This window comes from Pontibacterium sp., from assembly GCF_964228735.1.
GTDB lineage: Bacteria > Pseudomonadota > Gammaproteobacteria > Pseudomonadales > Balneatricaceae > Pontibacterium.
In genome coordinates, this window is the sequence record NZ_CAXRBQ010000075.1 from 1 (window position 1) to 23,728 (window position 23,728).

At 50.5% G+C, this 23,728-nt stretch carries 25 protein-coding genes and 1 tRNA gene; 15 read left to right on the plus strand and 11 right to left on the minus strand.

Annotated elements, in window-relative coordinates; translation table 11 throughout:
* Positions 1–422: 422 nt before the first annotated feature.
* On the minus strand, positions 423–878 hold the full coding sequence (locus ACEQ15_RS07905) for a hypothetical protein (protein ID WP_370278573.1): 456 nt from the start codon (positions 876–878) through the stop codon (positions 423–425).
* Positions 871–1,029, minus strand: a complete 159-nt coding sequence (locus tag ACEQ15_RS07910; RefSeq protein WP_370278574.1) for a hypothetical protein — start codon at positions 1,027–1,029, stop codon at positions 871–873. The genes ACEQ15_RS07905 and ACEQ15_RS07910 overlap by 8 nt, the downstream gene beginning before the upstream one ends.
* Before the next feature lie 336 nt (positions 1,030–1,365).
* Between ACEQ15_RS07910 and ACEQ15_RS07915 the strand changes: the two genes are divergently transcribed.
* Positions 1,366–2,634 carry an IS110 family transposase gene (locus tag ACEQ15_RS07915; protein WP_370278575.1) on the plus strand — a complete coding sequence of 423 codons (1,269 nt, stop codon included), beginning with the start codon at positions 1,366–1,368 and terminating at the stop codon, positions 2,632–2,634.
* Between the two features lie 9 nt (positions 2,635–2,643).
* On the opposite strand, the gene ACEQ15_RS07920 is transcribed toward ACEQ15_RS07915, so the two are convergent.
* Genes ACEQ15_RS07920 through ACEQ15_RS07930 form a run of 3 tightly spaced genes read right to left on the minus strand, consistent with a single transcriptional unit; the run spans position 2,644 to position 4,060 of the window.
* Positions 2,644–3,120: a metallophosphoesterase gene (locus ACEQ15_RS07920; RefSeq protein ID WP_370278576.1), complete on the minus strand. Its 477-nt coding sequence runs from the start codon at positions 3,118–3,120 to the stop codon at positions 2,644–2,646.
* The gene (locus tag ACEQ15_RS07925) at positions 3,120–3,488 is read right to left on the minus strand and encodes a DUF3768 domain-containing protein (RefSeq protein ID WP_370278577.1); all 369 of its coding nucleotides are present in this window, start codon (positions 3,486–3,488) and stop codon (positions 3,120–3,122) included. The genes ACEQ15_RS07920 and ACEQ15_RS07925 overlap by 1 nt, the downstream gene beginning before the upstream one ends.
* Complete coding sequence (locus ACEQ15_RS07930) at positions 3,488–4,060, minus strand: hypothetical protein (protein ID WP_370278578.1); 573 nt, start codon at positions 4,058–4,060, stop codon at positions 3,488–3,490. Before ACEQ15_RS07930 ends, ACEQ15_RS07925 begins: the two co-directional genes overlap by 1 nt.
* A gap of 146 nt (positions 4,061–4,206) precedes the next feature.
* On the opposite strand from ACEQ15_RS07930, the gene ACEQ15_RS07935 reads away from it, so the two are divergent.
* The 11 genes from ACEQ15_RS07935 to ACEQ15_RS07985 all read left to right on the plus strand — a co-directional run bounded on the left by ACEQ15_RS07935 (position 4,207) and on the right by ACEQ15_RS07985 (position 12,250).
* Positions 4,207–5,418, plus strand: a complete 1,212-nt coding sequence (locus tag ACEQ15_RS07935; RefSeq protein WP_370278579.1) for a hypothetical protein — start codon at positions 4,207–4,209, stop codon at positions 5,416–5,418.
* A gap of 69 nt (positions 5,419–5,487) precedes the next feature.
* Entirely contained in the window at positions 5,488–5,706 is a 219-nt protein-coding gene (locus ACEQ15_RS07940) for a hypothetical protein (protein WP_370278580.1), read from the plus strand.
* Between the two features lie 37 nt (positions 5,707–5,743).
* Positions 5,744–5,820: transfer RNA gene (locus ACEQ15_RS07945), tRNA-Arg, on the plus strand.
* A gap of 437 nt (positions 5,821–6,257) precedes the next feature.
* The gene (locus ACEQ15_RS07950; RefSeq protein WP_370278581.1) at positions 6,258–7,490 is read left to right on the plus strand and encodes a tyrosine-type recombinase/integrase; all 1,233 of its coding nucleotides are present in this window, start codon (positions 6,258–6,260) and stop codon (positions 7,488–7,490) included.
* Positions 7,491–8,187: 697 nt separating this feature from the next.
* The gene (locus ACEQ15_RS07955) at positions 8,188–8,388 is read left to right on the plus strand and encodes a helix-turn-helix transcriptional regulator (protein WP_370278582.1); all 201 of its coding nucleotides are present in this window, start codon (positions 8,188–8,190) and stop codon (positions 8,386–8,388) included.
* A gap of 14 nt (positions 8,389–8,402) precedes the next feature.
* Positions 8,403–8,774 (plus strand): hypothetical protein, encoded by a 372-nt coding sequence (locus tag ACEQ15_RS07960; RefSeq protein ID WP_370278583.1) that lies wholly within the window; start codon positions 8,403–8,405, stop codon positions 8,772–8,774.
* An 86-nt stretch (positions 8,775–8,860) separates the two neighbouring features.
* The gene (locus ACEQ15_RS07965) at positions 8,861–9,643 is read left to right on the plus strand and encodes a hypothetical protein (protein WP_370278584.1); all 783 of its coding nucleotides are present in this window, start codon (positions 8,861–8,863) and stop codon (positions 9,641–9,643) included.
* Positions 9,644–9,999: 356 nt separating this feature from the next.
* On the plus strand, positions 10,000–10,395 hold the full coding sequence (locus ACEQ15_RS07970) for a hypothetical protein (RefSeq protein ID WP_370278585.1): 396 nt from the start codon (positions 10,000–10,002) through the stop codon (positions 10,393–10,395).
* A gap of 80 nt (positions 10,396–10,475) precedes the next feature.
* Positions 10,476–10,874, plus strand: coding sequence for a hypothetical protein (locus ACEQ15_RS07975; RefSeq protein WP_370278586.1), 399 nt, complete (start codon positions 10,476–10,478; stop codon positions 10,872–10,874).
* Between the two features lie 756 nt (positions 10,875–11,630).
* Entirely contained in the window at positions 11,631–12,047 is a 417-nt protein-coding gene (locus ACEQ15_RS07980) for a hypothetical protein (RefSeq protein WP_370278587.1), read from the plus strand.
* Complete coding sequence (locus tag ACEQ15_RS07985; RefSeq protein ID WP_370278588.1) at positions 12,047–12,250, plus strand: hypothetical protein; 204 nt, start codon at positions 12,047–12,049, stop codon at positions 12,248–12,250. The genes ACEQ15_RS07980 and ACEQ15_RS07985 overlap by 1 nt, the downstream gene beginning before the upstream one ends.
* Before the next feature lie 1,258 nt (positions 12,251–13,508).
* On the opposite strand, the gene ACEQ15_RS07990 is transcribed toward ACEQ15_RS07985, so the two are convergent.
* Complete coding sequence (locus ACEQ15_RS07990) at positions 13,509–14,318, minus strand: hypothetical protein (RefSeq protein ID WP_370278589.1); 810 nt, start codon at positions 14,316–14,318, stop codon at positions 13,509–13,511.
* A gap of 293 nt (positions 14,319–14,611) precedes the next feature.
* On the opposite strand from ACEQ15_RS07990, the gene ACEQ15_RS07995 reads away from it, so the two are divergent.
* Both ACEQ15_RS07995 and ACEQ15_RS08000 read left to right on the plus strand, forming a co-directional pair.
* Positions 14,612–15,139, plus strand: coding sequence for a Panacea domain-containing protein (locus ACEQ15_RS07995; RefSeq protein ID WP_370278590.1), 528 nt, complete (start codon positions 14,612–14,614; stop codon positions 15,137–15,139).
* 6 nt (positions 15,140–15,145) lie between these two features.
* Positions 15,146–15,523 carry a hypothetical protein gene (locus ACEQ15_RS08000; protein WP_370278591.1) on the plus strand — a complete coding sequence of 126 codons (378 nt, stop codon included), beginning with the start codon at positions 15,146–15,148 and terminating at the stop codon, positions 15,521–15,523.
* Positions 15,524–15,679: 156 nt separating this feature from the next.
* On the opposite strand, the gene ACEQ15_RS08005 is transcribed toward ACEQ15_RS08000, so the two are convergent.
* On the minus strand, positions 15,680–17,284 hold the full coding sequence (locus tag ACEQ15_RS08005) for a response regulator (protein ID WP_370278592.1): 1,605 nt from the start codon (positions 17,282–17,284) through the stop codon (positions 15,680–15,682).
* Between the two features lie 289 nt (positions 17,285–17,573).
* Between ACEQ15_RS08005 and ACEQ15_RS08010 the strand changes: the two genes are divergently transcribed.
* Positions 17,574–18,497, plus strand: a complete 924-nt coding sequence (locus ACEQ15_RS08010) for a histone deacetylase family protein (RefSeq protein WP_370278593.1) — start codon at positions 17,574–17,576, stop codon at positions 18,495–18,497.
* 82 nt (positions 18,498–18,579) lie between these two features.
* Here ACEQ15_RS08010 and ACEQ15_RS08015 read toward each other — a convergent pair whose 3' ends face one another.
* The 4 genes from ACEQ15_RS08015 to thiI form a co-directional block, all read right to left on the minus strand.
* Positions 18,580–19,881, minus strand: a complete 1,302-nt coding sequence (locus ACEQ15_RS08015; protein WP_370278594.1) for a sodium ion-translocating decarboxylase subunit beta — start codon at positions 19,879–19,881, stop codon at positions 18,580–18,582.
* A gap of 11 nt (positions 19,882–19,892) precedes the next feature.
* Complete coding sequence (gene oadA / locus ACEQ15_RS08020) at positions 19,893–21,686, minus strand: sodium-extruding oxaloacetate decarboxylase subunit alpha (RefSeq protein WP_370278595.1); 1,794 nt, start codon at positions 21,684–21,686, stop codon at positions 19,893–19,895.
* Positions 21,687–21,740: 54 nt separating this feature from the next.
* Entirely contained in the window at positions 21,741–21,986 is a 246-nt protein-coding gene (locus ACEQ15_RS08025) for an OadG family protein (RefSeq protein WP_370278596.1), read from the minus strand.
* A gap of 269 nt (positions 21,987–22,255) precedes the next feature.
* Positions 22,256–23,713 (minus strand): tRNA uracil 4-sulfurtransferase ThiI, encoded by a 1,458-nt coding sequence (thiI, locus tag ACEQ15_RS08030; RefSeq protein WP_370278597.1) that lies wholly within the window; start codon positions 23,711–23,713, stop codon positions 22,256–22,258.
* Positions 23,714–23,728 lie beyond the last annotated feature (15 nt).

Genomic DNA, 23,728 nt, shown 5'->3' on the forward strand with positions numbered 1-23,728 from the left:
TATATAGCGGGTTGCCCCCATACTCCCGTGTTATTTTTGATCGAATAACAGGTAGTTATATATAGATAAGATCGAAAATTTGAACATGGGAGTATGGAGGCGGGTATCAGTAAAAACGGCCGAAAAATGGGGATGGGGCCCCGGTTTTCGGCAGTTTTGATAGATTATGGTCGTTGACTCACCAAATCGCGTAGCGATGCAGGGGTGTCAATGAGCATCATCGTGACTGACAAGCAATCTGGATGGCGTAGTCACACGTAGTGGGACTGGAGCCATACTGATTGTGCAGCCGCCTCGCGGGTTTAAAGGACTTATTGCGGGAGTGACGCAGTCACGGAGCAATTGGCCTGTAGACACGCATCAGGGCGTAGCCCGCATAGTCAAAAACCAGCCCATGCAAAAAACCAGCGCGGCACTTGAGATCAAAACGGGAAGTGCCCCCTGCTCTTTGCATTTGTATTGCTTAGCCAGTGTTGTTTCCTTGCCCACTTCGCGTAGTCAGGGTCTGTTGTGATGTAAACCGTGACAGTCGTAACATCAGTGTTAAACGGATCCTCACTGGGGCCATCCAGAAACTTCGCCATAGGCCGTATAATCCATGCAACTTCACACCCACGGTCATCGCAAACAATACCTGTGTCACAAGGATCAGCATCATACAGAGGCTTGCCGCCCACCTTCGCAATCCTCTTCAGAATTTTTTCAAGGTATGACGCCTTTCGCCTTTCATTCATGCGGTCTGCGACCTTTAGCACCCCGCCGCAAAACTGGTATGTATAATCCCCGCAAACCTCATCATCGTAATAATCCACTGTCTCCAGGTATCGGAGCGCATTTTGATTCAGCTCCCGGATCCGCAGCACCAGGTCTTTATCCATGCTCCACCTCCTCAAACACCCGACCGCTATCAATGACAGTCAGACGACCGGAGCGCATAACAGTATCGATCCATACCTGGTTTGCGCCGGTCGTAATGTAATCACACCCCACATGCCCCATTACCACCGCATCTACATTCTCAATCCGCACACTCCGTTTCGATAAGGCTTGGTTGTACTTGTACACGCTCCACAAATACTCTTTCCAACCATTTTCCGACACAATATAGTTATTCCATCTCACTCTCTGTGATACTTATTACAGCTGGCAGGTAGCTGTCAGTGAGAGCGAGACATGCACCCGTGGACTACGAATATTCCGACCCAAACACATGATGTTCACGGCTTTGGTTTCGAGTCCACCGGTGCGCTTGAGATCACTAACGAATACTCAGGGCTTGCCGTCGCACCGGCTCACCTATATTGCTTTCGCAGATCTCAAGCTGGCATGTCCCTTACGGTTAAGGTAGCACAACGGAGTGTTGTCATGGATGTATTAAATCAGACCTCTTTTACAGCTTTCATTGGCATTGATTGGGCGGATTCCAAGCATGATATTTGTATTCAGAGCCCCGATATAAGTGAGCGGGAATTTGATGTCATTTCTCATCAGGTGGAACGCATCGATGAATGGGCACTAGCAATGCGGCAGCGGTTTGGCTCTCCCATCGCGGTTGCCGTGGAGTTATCCAAAGGCCCGATCGTTTATGCGCTTCAGAAACATGATTGCTTTGTGATTTTTCCGGTTAACCCTTCGACGCTGGCCAGGTACCGAGAAGCTTTCCAACCCAGCCGTGCGAAAGATGATCCTACTGACGCTGAGCTGGCAGTTGATTTGATTGTACGTCACCCTGAACGCTTTAAACCATTACGACCACAAAGTGTGGAACTGCGTATGCTGGCATCACTTGTGGAGCAAAGAAGAAATATCGTTGATGACAAAATCCGCATAACCAATCGCTTACGCTCTGTACTAAAGCAATATTACCCTCAGGTGTTGGATTGGTTTGATCATATTGATACCCCTCTGTTTTGCGATTTCATTACACGCTGGCCCACGCTGATACAGGCCAAACGCGCTCGTACCAACACTCTCAAGACCTTTTTTAATACGCATAACATGCGGTTTCCAAAGGTACTGGAGACACGACTGAAGGCCATTAAAACGGCTATACCTCTGACGCTAGATGACGCTGTGATCATCCCCCATCGTTTGCAGGCCTTGGTGTTGGTAGAGCAGCTCAAAATCACGCTGGATGCGATAAAACAATACGATAAAGAGATTGCGGAAGTGGCCCCGAAGCATGTTGATTATGAGTTATTTAGCTCCCTGCCGGGAGCTGGGCCATCATTAGCTCCTAGACTCTTAGTTGCCTTTGGAGAGCAGCGAGAACGCTACCAGACAGCGTCAGATCTCCAGACGTATGCGGGTGTTGCGCCTGTGACAGAACGTAGCGGGAAAAAGCTCTGGGTGCATTGGCGTTGGCAGTGTCCGACATTCCTTCGGCAGACTTTTGTGGAGTGGGCCGCTCAGACGATCAATAAATCATTCTGGGCAGGTGAATACTATCAGCAACAGCGTTCAAAGGGCTGTACCTATCAGGCGGCTGTTAGAGCCTTAGCCTTTAAATGGATCCGTATCCTGTACCGTTGTTGGAAAGCACGAACTCCATACAATGAATCGCTATACCTTAAGGCATTGGAGCGTCGCGGATCCCCGCTACTAAAAGGTATGAGGAAACCTGAAAGCGCTTGACGGACTACCTCAGGGCGTGAAGCCATCTAACACCTTTTTCCAATCCCTAGGTGCCTGGGCGTGCACAACACCGACCGAGCCGCGCAAGGTGTCAACCGTAAGGCACATGGGCATATAAGATCGAATTATCTGAAATAGCTCATTCCCCTCCTTCTCTGAAATCTCATACGCCCAAGCACCGCCATTTTTAATGTGCATCCCGTGAATATGGGGGTGATCATCAGCAAGCCGTCCGTTGATGAACATGCACTCATGATTCCCACACACAGAGTGAAACCAGGGCTCCAGCAGCAACCGAATGCACTCAGGAGACTCTGGACCTCGATCGATCAGATCCCCAACGGCGAACAACCGGTCCCGATCAAAATCAAACCCCATCTGCTCCAACGTCTTCATTAACAGCGAATAATGCCCATGGAGGTCACCAACAAACCAGTCACGGCCCTCAACATTCACCGGCATGTGCTTGTGTTGTTTCAGCATCATCAATACTCCGAGGCCAGCATGATAGTCAGAACCCGCAGGGTCAAATCCAGATCCGCTGGATCCTCACTCCCCCGAGCCTTCAGTTTGTCGTAGTAGTCGAACTTCCAGTAACACTTCGCGCCCTTGTGCTCAAAGGCCCCGAAATCATGCTCCCCATACGGGTCATTACCCTCACTGATTTCAGCGTTTTGAACAGCGCCCAGAATTTCCAGGTATCCCGGACCACCGCCAGTCAGGGCTCCTATCCCTACGGTAAAGTGAATATGCAACAGATCCGCATCGATCAGATGCTGACAAGCAATAGGGTCCGCCACGCGAGACCGGAAGCTGTCATTGTATTTCCGGATCAGTTCTGTGCGTTCGTTCATTACCACCACCCCAATACGATGATGCCTTGAATAAAGCGATACGCATCTTTCAGCATCCAAGCAGTTTTTCCGTGACCAAGGAATTCAGAAAATCCGGAAGTGAGTGTGGCCATAAGCATCAAACCCATCACTGCCACGGTCCCATATTTGTAACACTCACGAATCACACCACCCAGACGGCGGTACGAACAAGCAATACGTTCAATGATATTCAGCGGGATTTCAAACAGTGCATAGCCAAACCAAAACGCAATTATCCAAAGCCCTTCAATCTCGATGTGTCTGCCGAACCAGTACCAGCAGTAACACCACATAACCGCCGTCATGAGCCTTCCAGTGTGTCCCACCTGATCAATCTCGTGCAGAGAGGCACCAGCCCAGAAAACCGCAGCGAGGCATGCAACAGCGATAAAGATGAAGTGCAAAACCCCGCCGTCTGCAATCCCTGATCCAGCTGCCCAGCCAGACACAAAATACCAAACACCGAAGGCCAAAAAGCCAAAGTACGCAACAGGACCGCCCGGCTCCTGCGCCAGGTTTTCTGCAATGCTATCTGTGTATCTTCGCTGCATCTCACTTCCCCTTTCGGTCATTTCGATGCTGACCCATTCTAACCATATTATAGCTACATGTCAATACCTATATATATACATAGCTACGTATGGCTATAATATGGTATAATGAACTTAGAACAATAAGAATAAAAAGAAGTGCAGATATGAACCCACATATCTTTGATTACGAAGTATTTTCTTCAAAGTGTGACAAGCTCCCGGAACGCAGCGTGACCGGTGAAATTAAGATGAAAAAAGCGGCGATGTACGAGCAAACATACGCAAAATACATCCAAGAAGCTGCCGCCAACATCAATCGCGCACTGGGCCAGGATCTGAATACCGAGACCAAGAAGGAGTTTCGGGCGCTGCTGAAAGACGGCACCGACAAGGTGTTACGCCACCTGGAATCAACCGCAGCAACAAAGACATCTGACTCATGGCGCAAGCTGCGACGGGCCATGACTATCTACTACACCGCTGCCGGTTTGAATGACGAAGCAAAACAGATCGCCGGTACGGAAAATCCAGCGGGTCTGAAGGATCGCACGCATAAGCCGAAAAAGCGCAAGCGTCTGATCACAGTTACTGACGAAATTTTTCACACAATGTATTCTGATCGCGCCGATCGGAATGATGCCGATAGTCAGACCCTGATGACTTTAGGCAAAGAATTGGGTCTTCGCCCTGCGGAGGCCCAAACAGTCGAAGTGCTGGATTTCGACATCCCCAACATGACCATGCAGGTGTTCATTAAGGGCGCAAAGAAAACCAAGCGTGGTCAGCAGAACAAGGCCGAACAGCGCGGCATAGACAGGATCCTGCACGTTCCCATCAGCAAGGACTTAATCTCCGCCATCAAAGCCGCCCAGCAGCTGACGCCCAACAAGATTAAGTCAGCACAGGAACGAATCCGCCGTGCAGCTGCCCGGTTGTACCCACATTCCCAGCGCCGGTTTTGTCTTTACAGTTTGCGCTACACGATGGGCAGCAACCTCAAGAAGAAATACCTCAACCGCAAAGACGGCGCGAGGATGGTGGCGGCCGTAATGGGTCACAAATGCACGTCGTCTATGAGTGAGTACGGAAACATCAAGTCCGGCGCATCCACCGGTACACCAGTGGCGGACCAGGAAACGTTGGCACAGGTTGTCGATGACCGTGCAGCCAAATACGGCCTGATCGAAGGCGCTAAGGTAAACCCGCGCAAGGTACTGCCTGCTGAAGCCGTTAACAAGCGCGACCAGCAACGCCAGCCATCTCGCAAGGATATTGCGATGCGCCAGAGCCAGACATACGGCGCAGCCGACGGAAAGGCTATCAGCGACCGTGTCCAGGCCTCCGGCACCTCTATCCCGGCTGCTGACCACAAATAACAGCATGCCCAAGGATGGGCGTGGTATCATGTAGCTATATGACGTTATAAGTATCTATTGGTATATACGATGGCAAAACTAGTGATTACCGGTCGCATGCTGAACCGGAATGAAACGACCAAACAGGTTTCCGTGCATATGGATCAGCGCATACTGGACTGGATAGATAACAACTGTTCAGGGAATAAGCAGGTGGCGTACAACTACCTAATGATGCGTGGCATTGAGGCGATTGATGCTACCGGTGAGATGGAGATCATTGAGGGTTTACCCCCGCATCAAGATTGAAATTTAAGCTTGTCTCGGGCATAGTACCCGCCAATGTGGCCCCGTAGCTCAGCCGGATAGAGCACATGCCTCCTAAGCGTGGTGTCGGAGGTTCGAATCCTCTCGGGGCCGCCACATTCTCCTCCGTCCGATCCCCAATTTCACTATAAAAACCACTGTCTGATCGCCCACTGACCAGCTCACACCGAGCCTGATTGGCACTCTATTAGTTTAACTATATAATTTTTTCACTATATTTTTACTATATTTTGAAATCCATCCACGTATTACGGGCGCTTCAGAGGATGTAACAATACCCTCCTAAGGGACAGGCCAGGGGTTCGAATCCTCTCTGGGACGCCACCTACCCTTATCAGCAATTCCCACACATTCCCACTAGCCCTTGTGCTATAAGGCCTTCAGGCCTATCATCATTCCCATGCGTTCCCACGAAACACCATATTATGAGGTGTTTTTAGTGGGGGATATTGTGGGGAATTTCTAAACCCCACTAGCTGTCCCCACCAGCAACACCTACCAGCGTACAAAAAACCAAGGGAGGTTTAGAGGTTATGGCTCTTACGGATAAGCAACTGAAGGCACTCAAGCCAGGTGACAAAAAGTACACAGTCACTGATCAGCTCGGCCTAATGGTTGAGGTTCGCCCCAATGGAGGGAAGTACTGGACATACCGCTTCCGCTTAAACGGCAAGCGCGTAGATATGGCCCTCGGCGTATACCCTACCGTAACCCTAAAGGCAGCCCGCGAACGCCGCGACGATGCCCGCAAGCTGGTGGAACGAGGCATAGACCCGAGAGCAGCCCGAAAAGCAGAGCGTGAGGCACAGCGCAATATAGCGGCGAACACCTTCGAAGCACTGGCACGCGAATGGTACGAGCTGAAGCATCCGGAATGGAGTGAAAGCCACCAGCAACGGACAATACGCAATCTGGAACACGACCTATTCCCCACCATCGGCAGAATCCCCACCAGCGAGATTGTACCAATGAACGTGTTGGAGGCCCTGAAGAAAGCAGAGAAGCGCGGCATCACGCCAGCAACTCTGCAGAAGATCAAGCAGACGGCGGCACAGGTTTTCCGGTACGGCATTACAACCGGACGATGCCAACATAACCCCGCGGGCGATCTGAACGATGCAATAGCAGCCCACCAGACCAAACACCACGCAGCACTGACCACACCTCAAGACGTTGGCCGCCTTATGGCTGCAATCGATGGCTACCACGGGACACCTACTGTTATCGCTGCCCTGAAGTTATCAGCGCTTTGGTTTTGCCGCCCTGGAGAACTTAGGCACCTGAAGTGGGGCGAGATCAACTACTCAGAAAAGCGTATCGAGCTAGGGGAAGGCAAGGCCCATGACGCCCACATTATCCCATTGAGCAAGCAAGCATTAGCGATTCTAGAGGAGCTGCATTACCTAAACGGAGCGAGTGAGTACGTATTCCCATCCGCACGCAGTCGAAAACGTCCTATGTCAGAGAACGCTGTCAGGGTTGCCCTACGCAACCTTGGGTATGAAAAAACGGCGATGACCGCTCACGGCTTCAGAGCGATGGCTCGTACCCTATTGGATGAAGCGCTTGGATACCGTCTGGAATGGATCGAGCACCAGCTAGCCCATAATGTTCGAGATCCACTAGGCCGGGCGTATAACCGTACTAAGCACTTGGAGCAGCGCCGGGAGATGATGCAACGGTGGGCCGATTACTTGGATGAGCTAAAAACAGCTGCGCTTTCTGACAATGTAGTCAGTGCCAATTTCCGAGCAAAGGAGGCTTAATGCCTCCCCTCCCCCCCAACAAATCTACAAAAAACAATAGTCGAGTAACCTTAACCAGACCGAATACCGCCGGACCACTCAAGATTAACCGCTATTTTCCGCCAAAAGACAAACACCTCTAAAACCCACAAATCCCCTTTTATAACAATAAGTTAACACCAACCATTGAACCGTACAGCTATCCGCACCAGCATTCCTTTTTTACCCATTTTTCCCCGTAAAACCGGCCTTTTTGATTGTTTCTTTTAATAGGGATGAACGCCTAGAAAACATATAGCCTATGAGACAGCTCAGAATGCAGACACTAGTAAACCAATAATCATTACTAAAACGCCCATTACTTCCCATTAGTGACGTTTTGTAACGTTTTACGCATTTTTCCTTTGGGGAATGGCTTGCTGGTTTTGCTTTCTCATGTGTAGATAATAGGGATCGCGTTGAACAAACAGCCACCATGAGGACGCGATATGAACAGCAGGCTACTACGCCACCCGCAGGCTTGTGAATACCTTCACGTAGCAGATAACACCCTCAGAAAGTCACGCCTGACAGGCACCCTTTGCGGTCGCCAAGCTCCCCCCTATATCAAGATGGGAAACAAAACAGTTCTGTACGATCAGCAGGACCTAGACAATTGGCTGGATGCTCTCCCCCGCTTTACTTCCACTGCGCAGTCTGCAGCAGCACAGGAGGCAGCATGAGCATTCAGTCCCAAATACTACGTCGTCGCGATGTAGAGAAAGCCGTTGGCCTCTCATGCTCCACCATCTACCGCATGATGGACGCAGGCACGTTCCCTAAGCCTATTCGCCTCACCCCATCACGAGTTGGATGGAAAGAATCAGATATCCAGAAATGGATTGAAGATCGGTCCAGTGAATCACTACAAGTAGCATGAACCGGGAGAGTGATATGAAGAAGCCAACAGCCGCCCCCACAGCGGCCACCAGCCCTAAAGACGACGAGCAGTTTATCAAACCGGCTTACAAGATAGAACGTGTCCTTTTGTACATGGTCCAGCACGGATCTATTAACCGCCTGGAAGCAGAAAAGCCCCCGGTGTATGACCATGCGCTTAACTCCACCATGAGTAACGAGGTGAAGCTTCGCCTAGGTCTGGAGTTCACCAGCACGCCAGAGAAGGCAATTGGTTACGGTGGCCTTCCGGCAATCTATCACCGATACAAACTCACCCCGGCGAGCAAGCAAAAGGCGAAGCAGGTCATTAATGACTATCGCCTAAAACGGGGAGCAGAGCTGATCAGCTGGGAAATGGCCAGCTAATCACTGCCCGTATTCAAAAGGGGCTGTAACGCCCCTTCTACACCCCACGTTTTATTTGATGCTGCCTTAATGGTGGAGCTTGTTTAATGGCACTACTCCCAACCATCTTAGCTAAAGCCGACGTTCTGGCCATAGAGGCTGGAGTCCTTGTGCTGGTCCCCAAAAGTGGCGATCAGAACAGTGCAGATAAATGGCTTAAAGAAAACCACGACCGTTTACTGGTTGAGATATTGAAGGCTACTAGCCGCCAGGCATTTATCTATCACTACTATTCAGCTGGTGGATATACCGCCCGTAAAAGCGGAGGTGTAACCCTTCAGTTCATAAATCCCGTAACAGGCGAGAACGCTTTCACAATCTTCAATGTTGAAGTGAACCGCGCTCGAAATACCAAGCATGGACAGAAAGGTTCACGCTCACCCACAAAGCATTTCAGAGTAGGTAAGCGAAGTGCCTTTGCACTGTTCTGGCAGCGTGCTGGCTTGCCATTGCCAGCCCGTTTAAGCGCCTTTCATGACTGTATGGGTAAGCTGAAAACACGCATCTACACAGGCACCGTAGAAAGATGTGGCTCGAATGGCGATAGCCAGATCAAAACTAAGTCACTGGCGGTATTAGACATCCCCCAAGCAGAGATCCAGCGGTGCGTTTATGCCTCTAAATCACCCGACAATACCCTGACAGCATTACCTGACAAGGATTCAGCTGCAGCCCAAGAAACACGTGGGACACAGCCGAAATCAACTACGGGCAATCTTAACCACGGGCAAAGGCCGGAAGCGCTACGAGGAAAGGTGATCCCGTTGTATCCATCTCCCTTTCCCGAAGATCAATCCGTGGATGAATGGCTTGACGAGCGCTTTTCATAATTCAGACCACCACGGAAAGCTCCGTCGGTGTGTACTCTCTGGCCTAAGGCCATACGCAGAATCCCGGCAAGATGAAAACCCATTCGTAATAGTAATGGAGGCACCCAAACAAGAGATTAGAGCATCGGCACACGATCCCAAAACACCCGACAACCACCTGACAATTGCCCGACAATTTCCTGACAATCACCCGACAACATTTCCTGACAAGGATTTTACTGTAGTGCAGAAAACACAGGGGATACAGGCGATATCAACTACGGGCAATTACAACCACGGTTAAAGGTTAACAGGTTCACGGGTAACGGTTATCCCTTTATTCCCTCTATTACTCCTTAACATTATTAGGTGAAGTCATGACACAAAATATCGACTCAGCAATCTCAGAAGCTCAACGCGGTTTAGTCATTGCCGAAGGGCTGGCATTGAGTGAGCTAGATGGGATTGAACACACTATACACGTCCTGCTGCAGCAAGAGATCAAACATCACTTTAACTCGATCGCAGAGAACGTAGAGCAGCAGCTAGGCGTATACAACGGGTTCTCTGTATTGGAGTTGGCAAACAGAGGCAAGAGCATATGCAAAGGCATTGGTGATCAATACGAGCAAGGGGAAGTGGTACAAGACCTATTGAGTACCCTTTACCACGAGATGGAGAACCTGTTTAAGCAGATCGGTGAAAAGCTGGTATCCCTCAAAGCGCACCAGCAAGCCCAGGAAGCACCCGAAGGTCAACCTGAACCGGTTTAACCTCTATTCACTGCCAGGCCGTCTATTCGCTCATAGGCGGCCTAAGTAGATAAATGTAGACATCGACAGGAGCGCGGAACGTGAATTACGAAGAGATGCGAACCTATGAGTTGAATATCAAGATTGCACAACGAAGGGGCTTAACCCTCAAGCCAGCCAGCAAGGCCAGCAAGGCCAGCAAGGCCAGCAAGGCCAGCAAGCCAAGCATGAAGGCTCACAGCAGCTCTGTCATTGCGGAACATCCGGAGACAGGCCGATATACAGAGTTCAATTGGTGTGAACTCCCAGAGCACAGTTGGACGCTGACACAGGAACTGATCAACGCCGGGCACTACATCGCATACGAACAGGATCAGGTGACGTGTGATACCTGGCATGTGCCATGTGCAGACAGACAGCAACAACGAGCAGCGGCCATCTGCTGGCTTATCGCGGGTGACATGGGACGCATAGCAGCGAAACAGTCATACCTACTGTAAGGACATACAGCACCTACCCTAAACAGGGTTCCTGAATACCCTGGACAGGGTAAATCCTCCCTGTCCTCAAAATGAGGCTTGACCAATTCCCCCACCAGCCGTATTTTAAAAAACACGCCGGATTAAGCACCCGGCTACGGCAGGCGGACTAAGCACCCGCAAGCTACCGCAGACACAAGGAGACTACCTCCCCCTGATCGACAGATCATTAGCTCTATGCTGGTGGTCCATCCGTTATGCCTGGCATTAGGCCTAAGCCCCTTACAGGGCTGCAGCTAGTCACCAAGCATTAACGGCATAGGTTCGGGGGCATGGGCCGGGAGCCAAAGAAAACGCCCCCGCTGCGCGTCCTTGTGTCCGCGCTGCTTTGCGGCTACCCGGTCCGCCTTGGGTCATTCAGACACAAGGACACCGAACGATGATCTACACATTCCTAATTGCCCAACCTGAACAAGTACTCTGCAGCATGAAACAGCCTCGCACTGTCTCCTGTTTTGCCACCAGCCTTCACCAAGCCCGAGCAGCTTTTCCCGGCCTGCCGCTGGCGCTACTAACCCGTACCCCTGTCCGTAACATCCAAAGTCAAAGAACGCCACCACAGTCACACTATGGGCTTTCAGCTTCGAAGGGAGCGGTAACGCATCGAAGACCTTTAAAGCGGCTGGTGGTTCTCTCTGCGAAGCACCACAGCGCTTTTCCTCAATCTGAGGAAATCTCTATTGGGCTAAACGATAACAAGTAGGGCGGCGCAAAATAATGACAGCTACAGTAATCGCATTTCCAACAGATCGATCTCAGGAACGGGTGTTAGCTGAATACGCAAAGCGGCGCATCAAGCTGGACAGCCAAATCAGATCGGGAGAGATGGAGGCGCAGGACATCGTAAGGTGTTCAGCGCTGATACGCTTGGAAGGAGAGGAGATAGCCAAACGCTTAAACCTAACCCGTAAGCAAACACGAGACAGCTCTGTTATCACGAACCTAGAACAGTACAACCAGAGCAGAAAGACGAACCACGGTACAGCTGAAGCATTGCTTCAGCGCTGGGCAATGATAGAAGGAATACAGGATGAAACAGATAAGCTGTTAGAAGCCATGAAGTGGAGAGATGACGCACGGCAATACAACAAGGCCTTCAGCCGACACCATCCTAAGCAGGGAGGTAAGCACTAATGGCAGCCAAGGTAATTGCCTTCCCTACGGAACAGGCCAAACGTCAGCGCACAGCGCCCACAAACAGCACATCACGTAGAAACATGCTGGCCAACCTAGCGGAACAGTATCTACGCATACGCTCCATAGAGGACCGTTCGGAACGCCGGGAACAGTTTGTTATCTGGGATGCTGAAGTGGAAGAGTTAGCCGCCCGGATTTAATTTTTAATTTTGTCCGTATAAAAATGGAGTTAGGGGGGGCGGTGTCCAGCATAAAGAGCTGCAGAGATTTGCCCTCCCCCTCCCTCAAAAAAAGTTTCTAACCTGCGGGTGTGCGAGAAAGCCTAGGGCGGCGGTGTCCACCACATGATCCCCGGAGGATTTACCCCACCCCTCCCATCATTAAAAAGTTTCTGGTCTACTGAAAGGAACAGAGCTTAAAAAGAGTGCTCACTTAGCATAAGAGGGAATGATTTTGCTTAGACCCAAGCACATAAACGGCCACCAGCGCCTAGGGATTGTACTTACCGCTCTCTATTTTTTAGTCGCTATCAGCTATATCACCTATACCTATCAGACAGCCCCTACGATAAGCAGCTACAGAGACACCAACACGCCTTTTATTAAACATACTGAGACCTCCGCAGAGGAACGAATGGTTATTTATGCCGACCGCGATAAGAGGTATAACGCATGCCTAGCTACCTCACCTAAAGCCGAGAAAACATATTGTGCGGCCGTTTACATCGTGGAGCCGAGATTCACCAAGAAACCAAATACCTTAATTATATTGCTTACCCTGATTGGGATACCTTCATTGGGCTGGATGATTGCCTGGCTATCCGTATCAACATATCGCTGGGTACGCGAAGGTTACAATCGACCATAAAGCCCACATTACTTCTGGCCTACACGTTTGATACCAAACATAGGGTCCCTAGTAATCGCTACAGCCACGGGGCGGCATCAAAACTCGCGGATCTCGACTATTTTCCGGTATTTATAGGTCGTCAGCAGCACCTAACCCAAAGACCCATCGTTCCTGGGATCAGAGGTGGCGAAGGTGACGAAATGGGGTGACGAACGACACCACCAGCGATAACGTCAAAGGGATATAGCGACTATAGGGACAGATAGCAGATGATCGAACTAGCAATGTGGGCACTGTTCATCGGCCCCGGGTTACTAATCATTGCATCCGGCAACCCATGGATAGGACTGGTGGTGTTGATAGTTTCACCTGGCGCGATACTCACCGGAACACCTGGAGCTATCGTCCTATGGGCTACTGCTGTATTCCTTTATCGCACGCGCCCCAGATAGCCCCGATACTGTATACATACACACACCTACCGGCGCATAGGGTAAGGGGTATTAGAAACTTCACCCCCTATAGGCCGGAGGACTGCCGCCCTCGTCAGACTTTTACGCTGACGAAATTAAAAAATAAAACGCCTAGGAACATTTCGCTCAGACAGGTTCAGTGAACAAAATTCCGCAGGATCATCATGTCGTAGTTTAGATTCAGTTGCTGCAGTTCAATTGAGTCCTCCCGCAATATGATCTCATTATCCTTAACATCAAACTGGAGACATTGATTAATGTACCTAGCAACCCCCTGAATGGGCTTCAGATTATGCAACTCATTCAACTCCCGATCAGTTATCCGATCGCTTGGCGCGGTGTAATGAGGATCATTTACGCAGAATCGTAATATGCACAGCAACCTACCGATTGGCACACCAGGAAATGGAGTGATCAGCTCTCGCCCATCCAATAAATTTTCTGTGTAAAAGTGAGTATCGTATAACTGCTCGGACCCGTTTGACTGATGTATGTTGCCCAGCACGATAAAATCAAATGCTGCGTCACCAAAAACCTCACCCCGCAGCTGCTGATCAGAGATTTCAGCAAACACATGCTCTGCCCTATCTATCTCGTATTGCCGGTGAAGCGTGTATAGACGACGGTGATCAGGGTTTACTATATTCCTCTCCAGCTGCGTCACTTCCCCAAGGATTAGCCCAGCAGAAATAAATGACTCGTGACTTCTGCCCTCCTCTCTAAGAATCGTCATAGCGTTCCGGACAGAGCTAAGACATTCATTAAGATAAAACTGCGATCTAGACTCTTCATATTTCCTCTGATCCTGGAGTCGTTGGTGCCTATATACTCCTAACGCAATGAATGCTGCAGCAGCTGTTGCTACCCCACCGACGCCACTCAGTAACTTCGAAAAAGCATCAAGTGTGACACTCATATCACTGATTGATCCAAGGCCAATTCCCATCAATAGAACCAGACTACAAACAACAACTCTCTTCCCTTGCCCCATAATGCCTCCATGATCCTATCTCGTCATGATGCCACCCTTGGCAACTCATCGCTATCCACTACCCAAATCCTAGCCCGATCCCACTTCAAGCCTTCCTAGAAGTGCCCATTTTTTCCCATATGCTTTAGTAAATTTAAATTTACATTGAAAACTTGCTATCATTTGTTCAACGAACAAAATCTGTATAAAAAAACAGTACTGTTCTGATAACAAAAAGGAGAGCGCCAGAAAAGGCGCGCAGAGAAACGATGTATAAAGCCTCACATATCGCCAACTACTTTCTCGAGAGAGGAAGTGAAGAGCAGATTGAGATCACTCCGATGAAGCTCATCAAGCTCGTGTACATGGCCGAGGGCTGGGCATTATCTCTTTTGGACACGGATATTCTTGAATCTGAACAGGTTCAAGCCTGGCAGCACGGCCCTGTTATTCCTTCTCTTTATCATGAATTTAAACGTTTTGGTTCCGGAGCTATTACCGAGTACGCTCACGAGTTCGAGATAGACGGGACTTCAGGCCCGCTTGGCTTGAGTATGTACACACCAAGAGTGAAAGAGACAGATGAGAATCTGTTGAAAGTCCTGGGACTCGTATGGGATTCATATAAGCATCGCACGGGAACAGCACTTCGCAATCTCACTCACCTCCCAGGAACACCATGGGAACAAGTGTATGATCCGCAGATTCGAGATCAGGTCATTCCGAAGGAACTAATCGGCTCTTACTATCAAGAGTTCATCCAAAACCTTCTATCCAAATCCAAGGATCCGGAGTAAAGGACGTTGAATAAACAGCTCTTACAGGACGTGTTGAGCGCCGACCGAGAAAAGTTCACTCAAACTGCGAGTAAGCAAGTACCGCTCACAGATGATGAATACACAGGGCTACAAAAAGCGAACGCCATTGGCGAAGAGACGGCTGTAGCAAAAGTGAGATCATTTGGTGTGTGGGTGGTATTTGCGTGTGTGAGTGCAATTCTGCTTGTCCTAACCTGGCAAACCATAAAAATGCTTTACGCACATTTCGGAGAAGTGGCGAAGGACCCGAAATCCGTAAAGGACTTCCTCTCCACCGCAAAAGACTTTGGTTTAGTAGCCCTCTCTACATTGTTCCTTGGCAGCCTCAAAAACCGTGGCGCCGGAAACAAACAAGACCAATAGCTCGAATACTGGCTCAAGCAACAACCGATGGATATCTTAAGAATCAAATTCGGTGGGGTATTTGGTGGGGTCAAACCACAAATCAAAACAAAAAATCATTAAATTTCAAAGTAATAACACCACTATTCGCCGTCTCTCTGGGACGCCATTTACCTCTTATCGCAATAACGTGCCTAACGGCCCTTCAGGCAACTCGTCCAGATCCCTTTGACGCAATGCCATCAATTGCTCACGTTTTTGCTTCACTTCACCCGCCAGCCGGATTTTTCCTGCAAGGTGCATGTTACGATCAAACATAATCAGTCGCGCGTCACGTTTGGCTTTATCGTCCCGCGCCAACTCCAGATACAGCTGTGCCAGATTACACAAAGCACCGCCGTTCATATGGTCATACTCCAGCGCGAGACCAAAATGCCTTAAAGCCTGTGACAAACGACCATTGGCGTAGTGACGCACACCCTGACGGTTCACCTTTACACTCATCTCCGGATCCCGTTTCGCTTTTGTCTTCACTTCGCCTTTCGAAGCAGTCGGAGGTACAGGCTTCGAGCTAACCTCCCCACTGAAGCGGGCGATCTCTTTACCCAGATCAAGCGGATTAGCCAACTGACTGTTTTCACGCTTGGCTTCCTGAGTGTACTTGTCGATCTCATCCTCCCGATCAAGGGTCCGCGCCAACTCTGCCCGCAACAATGCCGTTTTTACCTTGAGCGTCTCGTCCTCCTTAAACTGGGACGCAGCCTGAGCAAGCAACGTATCAAACTGCCGCTCCGTATCCAGAGTTTGATTATCAGACTCCGAATCAACGCTCAAACGCAACACATTCGCCAGCTTAAGATAGGGCTCTGCCGACTTGTAACAGCTTTTATGACCTAGGGTTATAGAGCGCTTGTAGGCCCCCTGCGCCACATCCAACTTACTGGTTTGCGTCGCCAGACGTCCCAGCTCCATCTGCCTCGGAATACCCATTGGAGATTTAGATGTTGCCAACTTAACGATTTCACGCGCCTCATCCAACTCCCCCTGGTATTCATAGGCACGTGCTAACAGATCGTAAGCTGCCAAATACAGAGGATTAGCTGCAATCACATCCTCAAGCAAACCGATCGACTCCGCTTCCATACCCTGATACATCAGAGATTCTGCCCAGTACAGCCCCGCCTCTTTACCCCGTGTTCGCCAATACAGCTCCTCCGCCAGTTGCTGTTGCTCCTCGTAACGCATCAACTGACTCAGTATCTGGCAGGCAATCAACTGCGCTTCATCAAAATCGGGGTCGGTAGGCGGAAAACGCGTGAGGCAAAGACGCAACGCTGCCTCCTCGTCGCCAGATTCCAGCGCACGATCAATGTCCGTAAATCGCTTACGCCGAATCATTAGTGCATCCAGGCGCCCTTTCAGCTTGTCGATGGTAAACGGCTTGGTGATCAGAATATCCGGCTTACTTTCAATAGCGTGTAAAACCGCTTCCTGAGAGGCATCACTGGTCATAAAGACCCAGCAGGTACTGGGCTTCATATAGCCACGATAACGTGCTTCTTCCAGCAACTGGATACCGGCAAACGAATCACTCACATTGTGACCGAGCAGGATGATGTCATAACTATGTTCAGCAATTTCTGCGAGAACACGGTTACTGACGGTGGTAGCACGAACATTGGAAATACCAACCGAGCGCAGCATATAGAAGATGGACGCACGCATATTTCCGCTGCTCTCAACGAGCAGGACACGCTTATCCGAGTAATCGACTGTTGCCACACTCAACACCTATGCTACCGACGGGTTTCCAGGCTCAGTAAGTGACTGGAAGTATAGGGAAAAGTGTATCAGCTTAGAAAAAAAAAGCACCGTGCGTAGGGTGAAACGCGCGGTGCCAAGACAGTTCTATGCTGTAGAAACTATGCTAACGATTAAGCCGCCAAAATCTAATGATGTAGGTCAAAAAAAGCACAGCATTCCCACACACCCCTCAAATTAAGACGTTTGGATAAGGACAGCCCGCTACCCTTTTCTTTAAACTGAAGAAAAAGAGCAAAAAAGAAAAACAATGACCACTGCATTTATCTCCCACGAGGATTGTGGGCTGCACAATATGGGCCCGGAACATCCCGAAGCACCGGTACGCTTACTGGCCATCCGAAAGGTACTGGAAAAGACCGGCTTGATCGAAGAGCTGGACCAACACCAATCAGTCCACGTCACAGCTGAGCAGGTCAAACTTGCCCATGCGGAGCTGCATCAGAAACGCCTTGAAATGAAACTGCCTGACCAGGGCATCTTCTGGGCAGATGAAGATACAGCCCTGTGCCCCGATTCATTGCATGCAGCCAGCCTTGCCGCAGGCTCCGGCATTCTCGCCGTTAATCGAGTATTAGAGGGTAAAGCTCGAAACGCATTTTGCTCTGTCCGCCCTCCTGGGCACCATGCCGAACACAACATTCCGATGGGATTCTGCTTCTACAACAATGTCGCCATTGCCGCAATTCATGCACTACAACAGCCAGGCATTGAGCGCGTGGCAATCGTAGACTTCGATGTACATCATGGCAATGGCACTGTGGATATCTTCAAGGATCGCCCCGAAGTCCTGGTCTGCTCGAGTTTTCAGCACCCGTTTTATCCAGAACGCTACAGCGAAATTACACGCGACAACATCATCAACTGTCCGATGGAAGCCCACTCCGGCAGCCTGGTATTCCGTAACTTGGTTGAAGGCAAATGGTTACCGGCCCTCCAGGCCCACAAGCCAGACATGATCTTTATCTCCGCAGGCTTTGATGCACACCACGAAGACCCTATGGCCGACATCAAACTCGATGAAGAAGATTATCGCTGGGTAACCAGCTTGCTGGCGGACAGTGCGCGCACTTACTCTCAAAACCGCATTGTCTCCATGCTGGAAGGTGGCTACAACCCGGTATCACTGGCATTCAGTGTACAGGCTCACCTTGAGGTACTGGCTGGTTATTAATATGCCTGTGCTTTACCCTACAAACAGACACAAAAAAAGCTGCCCGAAGGCAGCTTTTTTGTTTCCGGATGATACGGAATGATCAGCTTACAAACTTGATCATTACACCCGCAGCAATCGCGGAACCGATTACACCGGCAACGTTCGGACCCATCGCATGCATCAACAGGAAGTTCTGAGCGTTAGCTTCCAGACCAATCTTGTTGGATACACGTGCCGCCATAGGCACCGCAGATACACCCGCTGAACCGATCAATGGGTTGATGGAGTTGCCACCAGCCATCTTGTTCATCAGCTTCGCCATCAAGACACCCGCCGCAGTACCGATACAGAATGCAACAATACCCAGCGCCATGATACCCAGGGTCTGAAGGTCCAGGAACTTGTCAGCAGACAGTTTGGAACCCACGGACAGACCCAGGAAGATGGTTACGATGTTGATCAGCGCGTTCTGAGCAGTATCGCTCAGACGATCTACCACACCACACTCACGCATCAGGTTACCGAAACAGAACATACCCAGCAGTGGCGCAGCATCCGGCAGCAGCAGAGCAACCAGAATCAGCAGCACGATTGGGAACAGGATCTTCTCGACCTTGGATACGTGTCGCAGCTGGTGCATCGCAATCTTACGCTCAGCTTCTGTGGTCAGCGCCTTCATGATCGGCGGCTGAATCAGAGGAACCAGCGCCATGTAAGAGTATGCTGCTACAGCGATCGCACCCAGCAGATGCGGTGCCAGCAGGCTGGTTACGTAGATCGCAGTCGGACCGTCAGCACCACCGATGATACCGATTGCCGCCGCTTCCTGGATATTGAAGTCCATGATGCCCAGAGCAGACATACCAACAGCACCCAGCACGGTAGCGAAGATACCAAACTGCGCAGCAGCGCCCAGGAACAGCGTACGCGGGTTCGCCAGCAGCGGACCAAAGTCGGTCATCGCACCCACGCCCATAAAGATCAACAGAGGGGCGACGGTGGAACCGATCGCTACAGTATAGAAGTTATACAACATTCCGTTGGCATAACCGCCATCCAGAGCGACATTGATCGCTGCCTGATGCTCAGCCGCAGACGAGGTGTGATATGCATGCATAAGGTCATGCGGATCTGTGCTGGTGATGTTCAGCGCAGCCGCCATCGCATTCATCACTTCCGGTACTGCAAAGTGCACGGCGTTCTCTACTGCTGAGTACGCCAGACCCGCTTCCGGAATGTTTGCCAAAATGCCACCGAAACCAATCGGCACCAACAGCAGCGGTTCGAAATTCTTTTTGATGGCCAGAAACAGAAGCAACAGGCCAACAAAAATCATTACGATCTGACCGCCAGTGATGTTATACGCACCAGAAGCAAGAAACAGTTCGATTAGCTTTTCCATCGAGCAATACCTTAAGCCAGAGCCAGCAGGCTATCGCCAACCTGTACAGCATCGCCTTCTTTAACGTCGACAGAAGCCACAGTACCTGCGCGTGCCGCACGTACTTCAGTTTCCATCTTCATCGCTTCCAGGATTACCAGAACGTCACCTTCCTGAACAGCCTGACCAGCAGACACCTGTACTTTCCAGATGTTACCCGCCAGAGGTGCTGGTACAGCTTCTGCTTCGCCTACTGGCGCTGCAGGTGCAGCCGCAGGTGCCGCCGCAGGTGCCGCCGCAGGTGCTACAGCAGTGATATCACCACCCTCTGCTACCTGTACAACGTAGTTCTGACCGTTAACGGTGATGGTGTAAACTTCAGGTCCGGATTTCTTAGGTGCAGCCATTGCTTGTGCGTCCTCTAGTGTCGGTGCCGGTTCAAATGCGTCAGGATTACCGCGGTTTTCAAGGAATTTCAGACCTACCTGTGGGAACAGGGCGTAAGTCAGAACGTCGTCAATCTCGTTCTCGCCAGTAGTCAGGCTGATTCCCTTCTCGGAAGACAGACCTTTCAGTTCCTCTACCAGTTTGTCCAGTTCTGGTTCCAGCAGGTCAGCCGGACGACAGGTGATCGCTTCACCGCCATCCAGTACACGTGCCTGCAGTTCAGCGTTGTATGGCGCAGGAGCAGCACCGTACTCACCTTTCAGAACACCCTGAACTTCTTTAGAGATAGTTTTGTAGCGCTCACCCATCAGAACGTTGATTACCGCCTGGGTACCTACGATCTGAGAAGTTGGCGTTACCAGTGGGATCATACCCAGATCTTCACGTACACGTGGGATCTCTGCCAGTACGTCATCGAACTTGTCGGATGCGTTCTGCTCACGCAGCTGGTTTTCCATGTTGGTCAGCATGCCGCCTGGTACCTGAGCAACCAGGATGCGGGAGTCTGTACCACGCAGAGAACCTTCAAACTTAGCGTATTTCTTACGCACGTCACGGAAGTAAGCAGCGATCTCTTCCAGTGCTAGCAGATCCAGACCGGTGTCACGGTCAGTGCCTGCCAGTGCAGCCACTACGGACTCAGTTGCAGTGTGGCCGTAAGTCATGGACATGGAGGAGATTGCAGTATCTACACGATCGATACCCGCTTCTACCGCTTTCAGGATTGTCATGTCGGACAGGCCGGAAGTAGCGTGTGCATGCAGCTGAACTTCCAGGTCGGTCTGAGCTTTCAGACGGGAGATCAGGTCGAAGCCATCGTAAGGCGTCAGGATACCGGACATATCCTTAATTACGATGGAGTCTGCGCCCATATCTTCCAGGGTTTTCGCGTACTCAACCCAGGTATCATTCGTGTGAACAGGGCTCTTGGTGTAAGAGATAGTACCCTGAGCGTGTTTACCGGTAGCTTTTACTGCTTTGATAGCAGTTTCCAGGTTACGCGGGTCGTTCATTGCGTCGAAGATACGGAATACGTCAACACCGTTCGTTGCAGCACGTTCACAGAACTTGTTTACAACGTCATCGGCGTAGTGACGGTAACCCAGCAGGTTCTGACCACGCAGCAGCATCTGCTGCTTGGTGTTTGGCATCGCCTGTTTCAGCAGACGAATACGCTCCCAAGGGTCTTCACCGATAAAACGGATGCAGGAGTCAAAAGTCGCACCGCCCCAGCTTTCGAGGGACCAGTAGCCTACTTTATCCAGCTTTTCCGCGATCGGCAGCATGTCTTCAACTCGCATACGAGTAGCAAACAGAGACTGATGGGCGTCACGTAGTACTACATCGGTAATGCCAAGAGGTTTCTTTGCGTCGGACATGGGTAATGGCCTTCTGTCGATTAATGCAGGTTATTCTTTATTAAGCCGCTCTTATTAGTTTGAACGGTGTTTGTGAACCGCAGCAGTCATCACTGCGATCAGCTCGTCATTGTTGCCAGCGCCAGCAGCAGGAGCTGCTTTTGCTTTTGCCTTTGCCGGCTGAGGCGGCTGTTCAGGCGCAACTTTGGCAAGCACTTTGGTCATCACAGTAACTGCGAAAACCAGCAGCGTCAGGAAAACAGCTACGAATCCCATACCGAAGACCATCAGGTTGATGCCTTCTGAGACGAGGTTATCCATCTAAGGGTGCTCCTTTGTTTAACGAAACCCACGCTATGCAGGTTATTTTTTCCTCCGAAAGATCATCCCGGAGGCCCTACAAACAGCGCTTAAACTGGTTGCAAATGGATCACAATTAAACCCGAAAAGTATAATTCAGGCAACCAAAATGGAGAGCCATTGTAGACAAAAGATCGCAACTTTTCAGCGCATTAGCGACATTTTCTGGAAAAATCTTGATCTTTGTCCACAAGTTATAAAAGGAGATACCCCTTCAGCGTGCACCATTACTATACAGCCGGGCGGAACACCTTAATATTCTGGTAACCGTTATCCTGTAGCTGCTGGGCGTGCATCTGACTCATCACACCCTTCTCGCAGTACAGCAGGTACTCTTTGTCGGACGCCAGGGATTCAACTTTGGAACCCAGGCTATAGAAAGGAATCGCCAGTACTTCACAGCCCGGCATATTAAGCGGTTTCTTTTCCTGCTCATGCGGCGCACGGATATCGATAATCACCTGATTCTCAGACACCTTGCTCAGCGCCTCAACCTTGGCGTGACTATTAACATCCTCAACGATGTCATTGATTGAGATAATCTGTGCCGCCTGCAGCGCCTTCTCCAGCACGTCGTCGTCGAAGTTCGCCTCTTCTTCTTCCAGACGGTCGATCTTGGCATGCGTGGTCGGACGGTCGGAGATCACGCCACAGTATTCCGGCATGCACTTGGCGAAATCGTAGGTACCGATATCCATCGCCACATCGATAATATCCTGCTTATCCATCACCACCAGTGGACGCACCACCAACTTGTCTGTTGCCGCGTCGATCAACGCCAGGTTTGGCAGAGTCTGACTGGATACCTGCGCGATGCTTTCGCCTGTCACCAACGCTTCGATCTTCATGCGATTAGCGACCTGCTCACCCGCACGCATCATCATACGTTTGAGTACCACCCCCATGTGCGAGTGATGCACGCTCTGCAGAATCTCGCCTACTACTTCCTCAAACGGAACGGTAACAAACTTCACGCGAGAGGAGGAACCAAACTTCTGCCACAGGTACAGCGCAACCTGCTTCACACCGATCTCGTGAGCCGCACCACCCAGGTTAAAGAACAGGAAGTGTGTTTTGCAGCCACGACGCATGGTCATGTAGCTGGCAACGACGGAATCAAAACCACCGGAGATCAGGGACAATACTTCCTGCTGACTGCCCAGCGGGTAACCACCCAAGCCTTTGAAAGTCTCCTGCACAATAAACAGCTTCTGGTCTTTGATCTCCAGATCCACCCAGACTTCAGGATTGCGGATATCAACACCCGCAGCGTCGGCATGCTCAAGCAGACCACCACCAACGTAACGCTCCAGCTCAGGCGATTTAAATTCGTGCTTACCGGAACGCTTCACACGTACCTTGAAGGTTTTACCTTTGATACGCTCTGCGTATGCCTCACGGGTCAGCTGAAAGACATTGTCGAAGCCCCCCAACGGAAACTCCTGCACCTCGATAAAGTGCGCAACACCTGGCGTACGCTTAAGCTCATCGATGATCAGATCACGCATCTCTGCACTGTTGTCATCCAGAGAAATCTCGACCTTATCCCAGAAGCCCTGCACGCGAATCTCTTCACTGGTGCGCTTCAGGATATTGTGAATATTGGATTGCAGCCGCTGAATCATCCGTTTACGGACAGGACGGCTTTTAATGGTGATCTCAGGAAAGAGTTTCGCAATGAACTTCATCGATGTAATGCCCAA

What these genes read in the sequence shown, in the direction of transcription:
- ACEQ15_RS08010 (WP_370278593.1), top strand. Translation starts at nt 17,574, where the DNA reads ATGACCACTGCATTTATCTCCCACGAGGATTGTGGGCTGCACAATATG.
- ACEQ15_RS07995 (WP_370278590.1), top strand. Translation starts at nt 14,612, where the DNA reads ATGTATAAAGCCTCACATATCGCCAACTACTTTCTCGAGAGAGGAAGT.
- ACEQ15_RS07925 (WP_370278577.1), bottom strand. Translation starts at nt 3,488, where the DNA reads ATGAACGAACGCACAGAACTGATCCGGAAATACAATGACAGCTTCCGG.
- thiI (WP_370278597.1), bottom strand. Translation starts at nt 23,713, where the DNA reads ATGAAGTTCATTGCGAAACTCTTTCCTGAGATCACCATTAAAAGCCGT.
- ACEQ15_RS07960 (WP_370278583.1), top strand. Translation starts at nt 8,403, where the DNA reads ATGAAGAAGCCAACAGCCGCCCCCACAGCGGCCACCAGCCCTAAAGAC.
- ACEQ15_RS08025 (WP_370278596.1), bottom strand. Translation starts at nt 21,986, where the DNA reads ATGGATAACCTCGTCTCAGAAGGCATCAACCTGATGGTCTTCGGTATG.
- ACEQ15_RS07915 (WP_370278575.1), top strand. Translation starts at nt 1,366, where the DNA reads ATGGATGTATTAAATCAGACCTCTTTTACAGCTTTCATTGGCATTGAT.
- ACEQ15_RS07955 (WP_370278582.1), top strand. Translation starts at nt 8,188, where the DNA reads ATGAGCATTCAGTCCCAAATACTACGTCGTCGCGATGTAGAGAAAGCC.
- ACEQ15_RS08015 (WP_370278594.1), bottom strand. Translation starts at nt 19,881, where the DNA reads ATGGAAAAGCTAATCGAACTGTTTCTTGCTTCTGGTGCGTATAACATC.
- ACEQ15_RS07930 (WP_370278578.1), bottom strand. Translation starts at nt 4,060, where the DNA reads ATGCAGCGAAGATACACAGATAGCATTGCAGAAAACCTGGCGCAGGAG.
- ACEQ15_RS07920 (WP_370278576.1), bottom strand. Translation starts at nt 3,120, where the DNA reads ATGATGCTGAAACAACACAAGCACATGCCGGTGAATGTTGAGGGCCGT.
- ACEQ15_RS07940 (WP_370278580.1), top strand. Translation starts at nt 5,488, where the DNA reads ATGGCAAAACTAGTGATTACCGGTCGCATGCTGAACCGGAATGAAACG.
- ACEQ15_RS07935 (WP_370278579.1), top strand. Translation starts at nt 4,207, where the DNA reads ATGAACCCACATATCTTTGATTACGAAGTATTTTCTTCAAAGTGTGAC.
- ACEQ15_RS07950 (WP_370278581.1), top strand. Translation starts at nt 6,258, where the DNA reads ATGGCTCTTACGGATAAGCAACTGAAGGCACTCAAGCCAGGTGACAAA.
- oadA (WP_370278595.1), bottom strand. Translation starts at nt 21,686, where the DNA reads ATGTCCGACGCAAAGAAACCTCTTGGCATTACCGATGTAGTACTACGT.
- ACEQ15_RS07905 (WP_370278573.1), bottom strand. Translation starts at nt 878, where the DNA reads ATGGATAAAGACCTGGTGCTGCGGATCCGGGAGCTGAATCAAAATGCG.
- ACEQ15_RS07965 (WP_370278584.1), top strand. Translation starts at nt 8,861, where the DNA reads ATGGCACTACTCCCAACCATCTTAGCTAAAGCCGACGTTCTGGCCATA.
- ACEQ15_RS07980 (WP_370278587.1), top strand. Translation starts at nt 11,631, where the DNA reads ATGACAGCTACAGTAATCGCATTTCCAACAGATCGATCTCAGGAACGG.
- ACEQ15_RS07985 (WP_370278588.1), top strand. Translation starts at nt 12,047, where the DNA reads ATGGCAGCCAAGGTAATTGCCTTCCCTACGGAACAGGCCAAACGTCAG.
- ACEQ15_RS07990 (WP_370278589.1), bottom strand. Translation starts at nt 14,318, where the DNA reads ATGGGAATTGGCCTTGGATCAATCAGTGATATGAGTGTCACACTTGAT.
- ACEQ15_RS07970 (WP_370278585.1), top strand. Translation starts at nt 10,000, where the DNA reads ATGACACAAAATATCGACTCAGCAATCTCAGAAGCTCAACGCGGTTTA.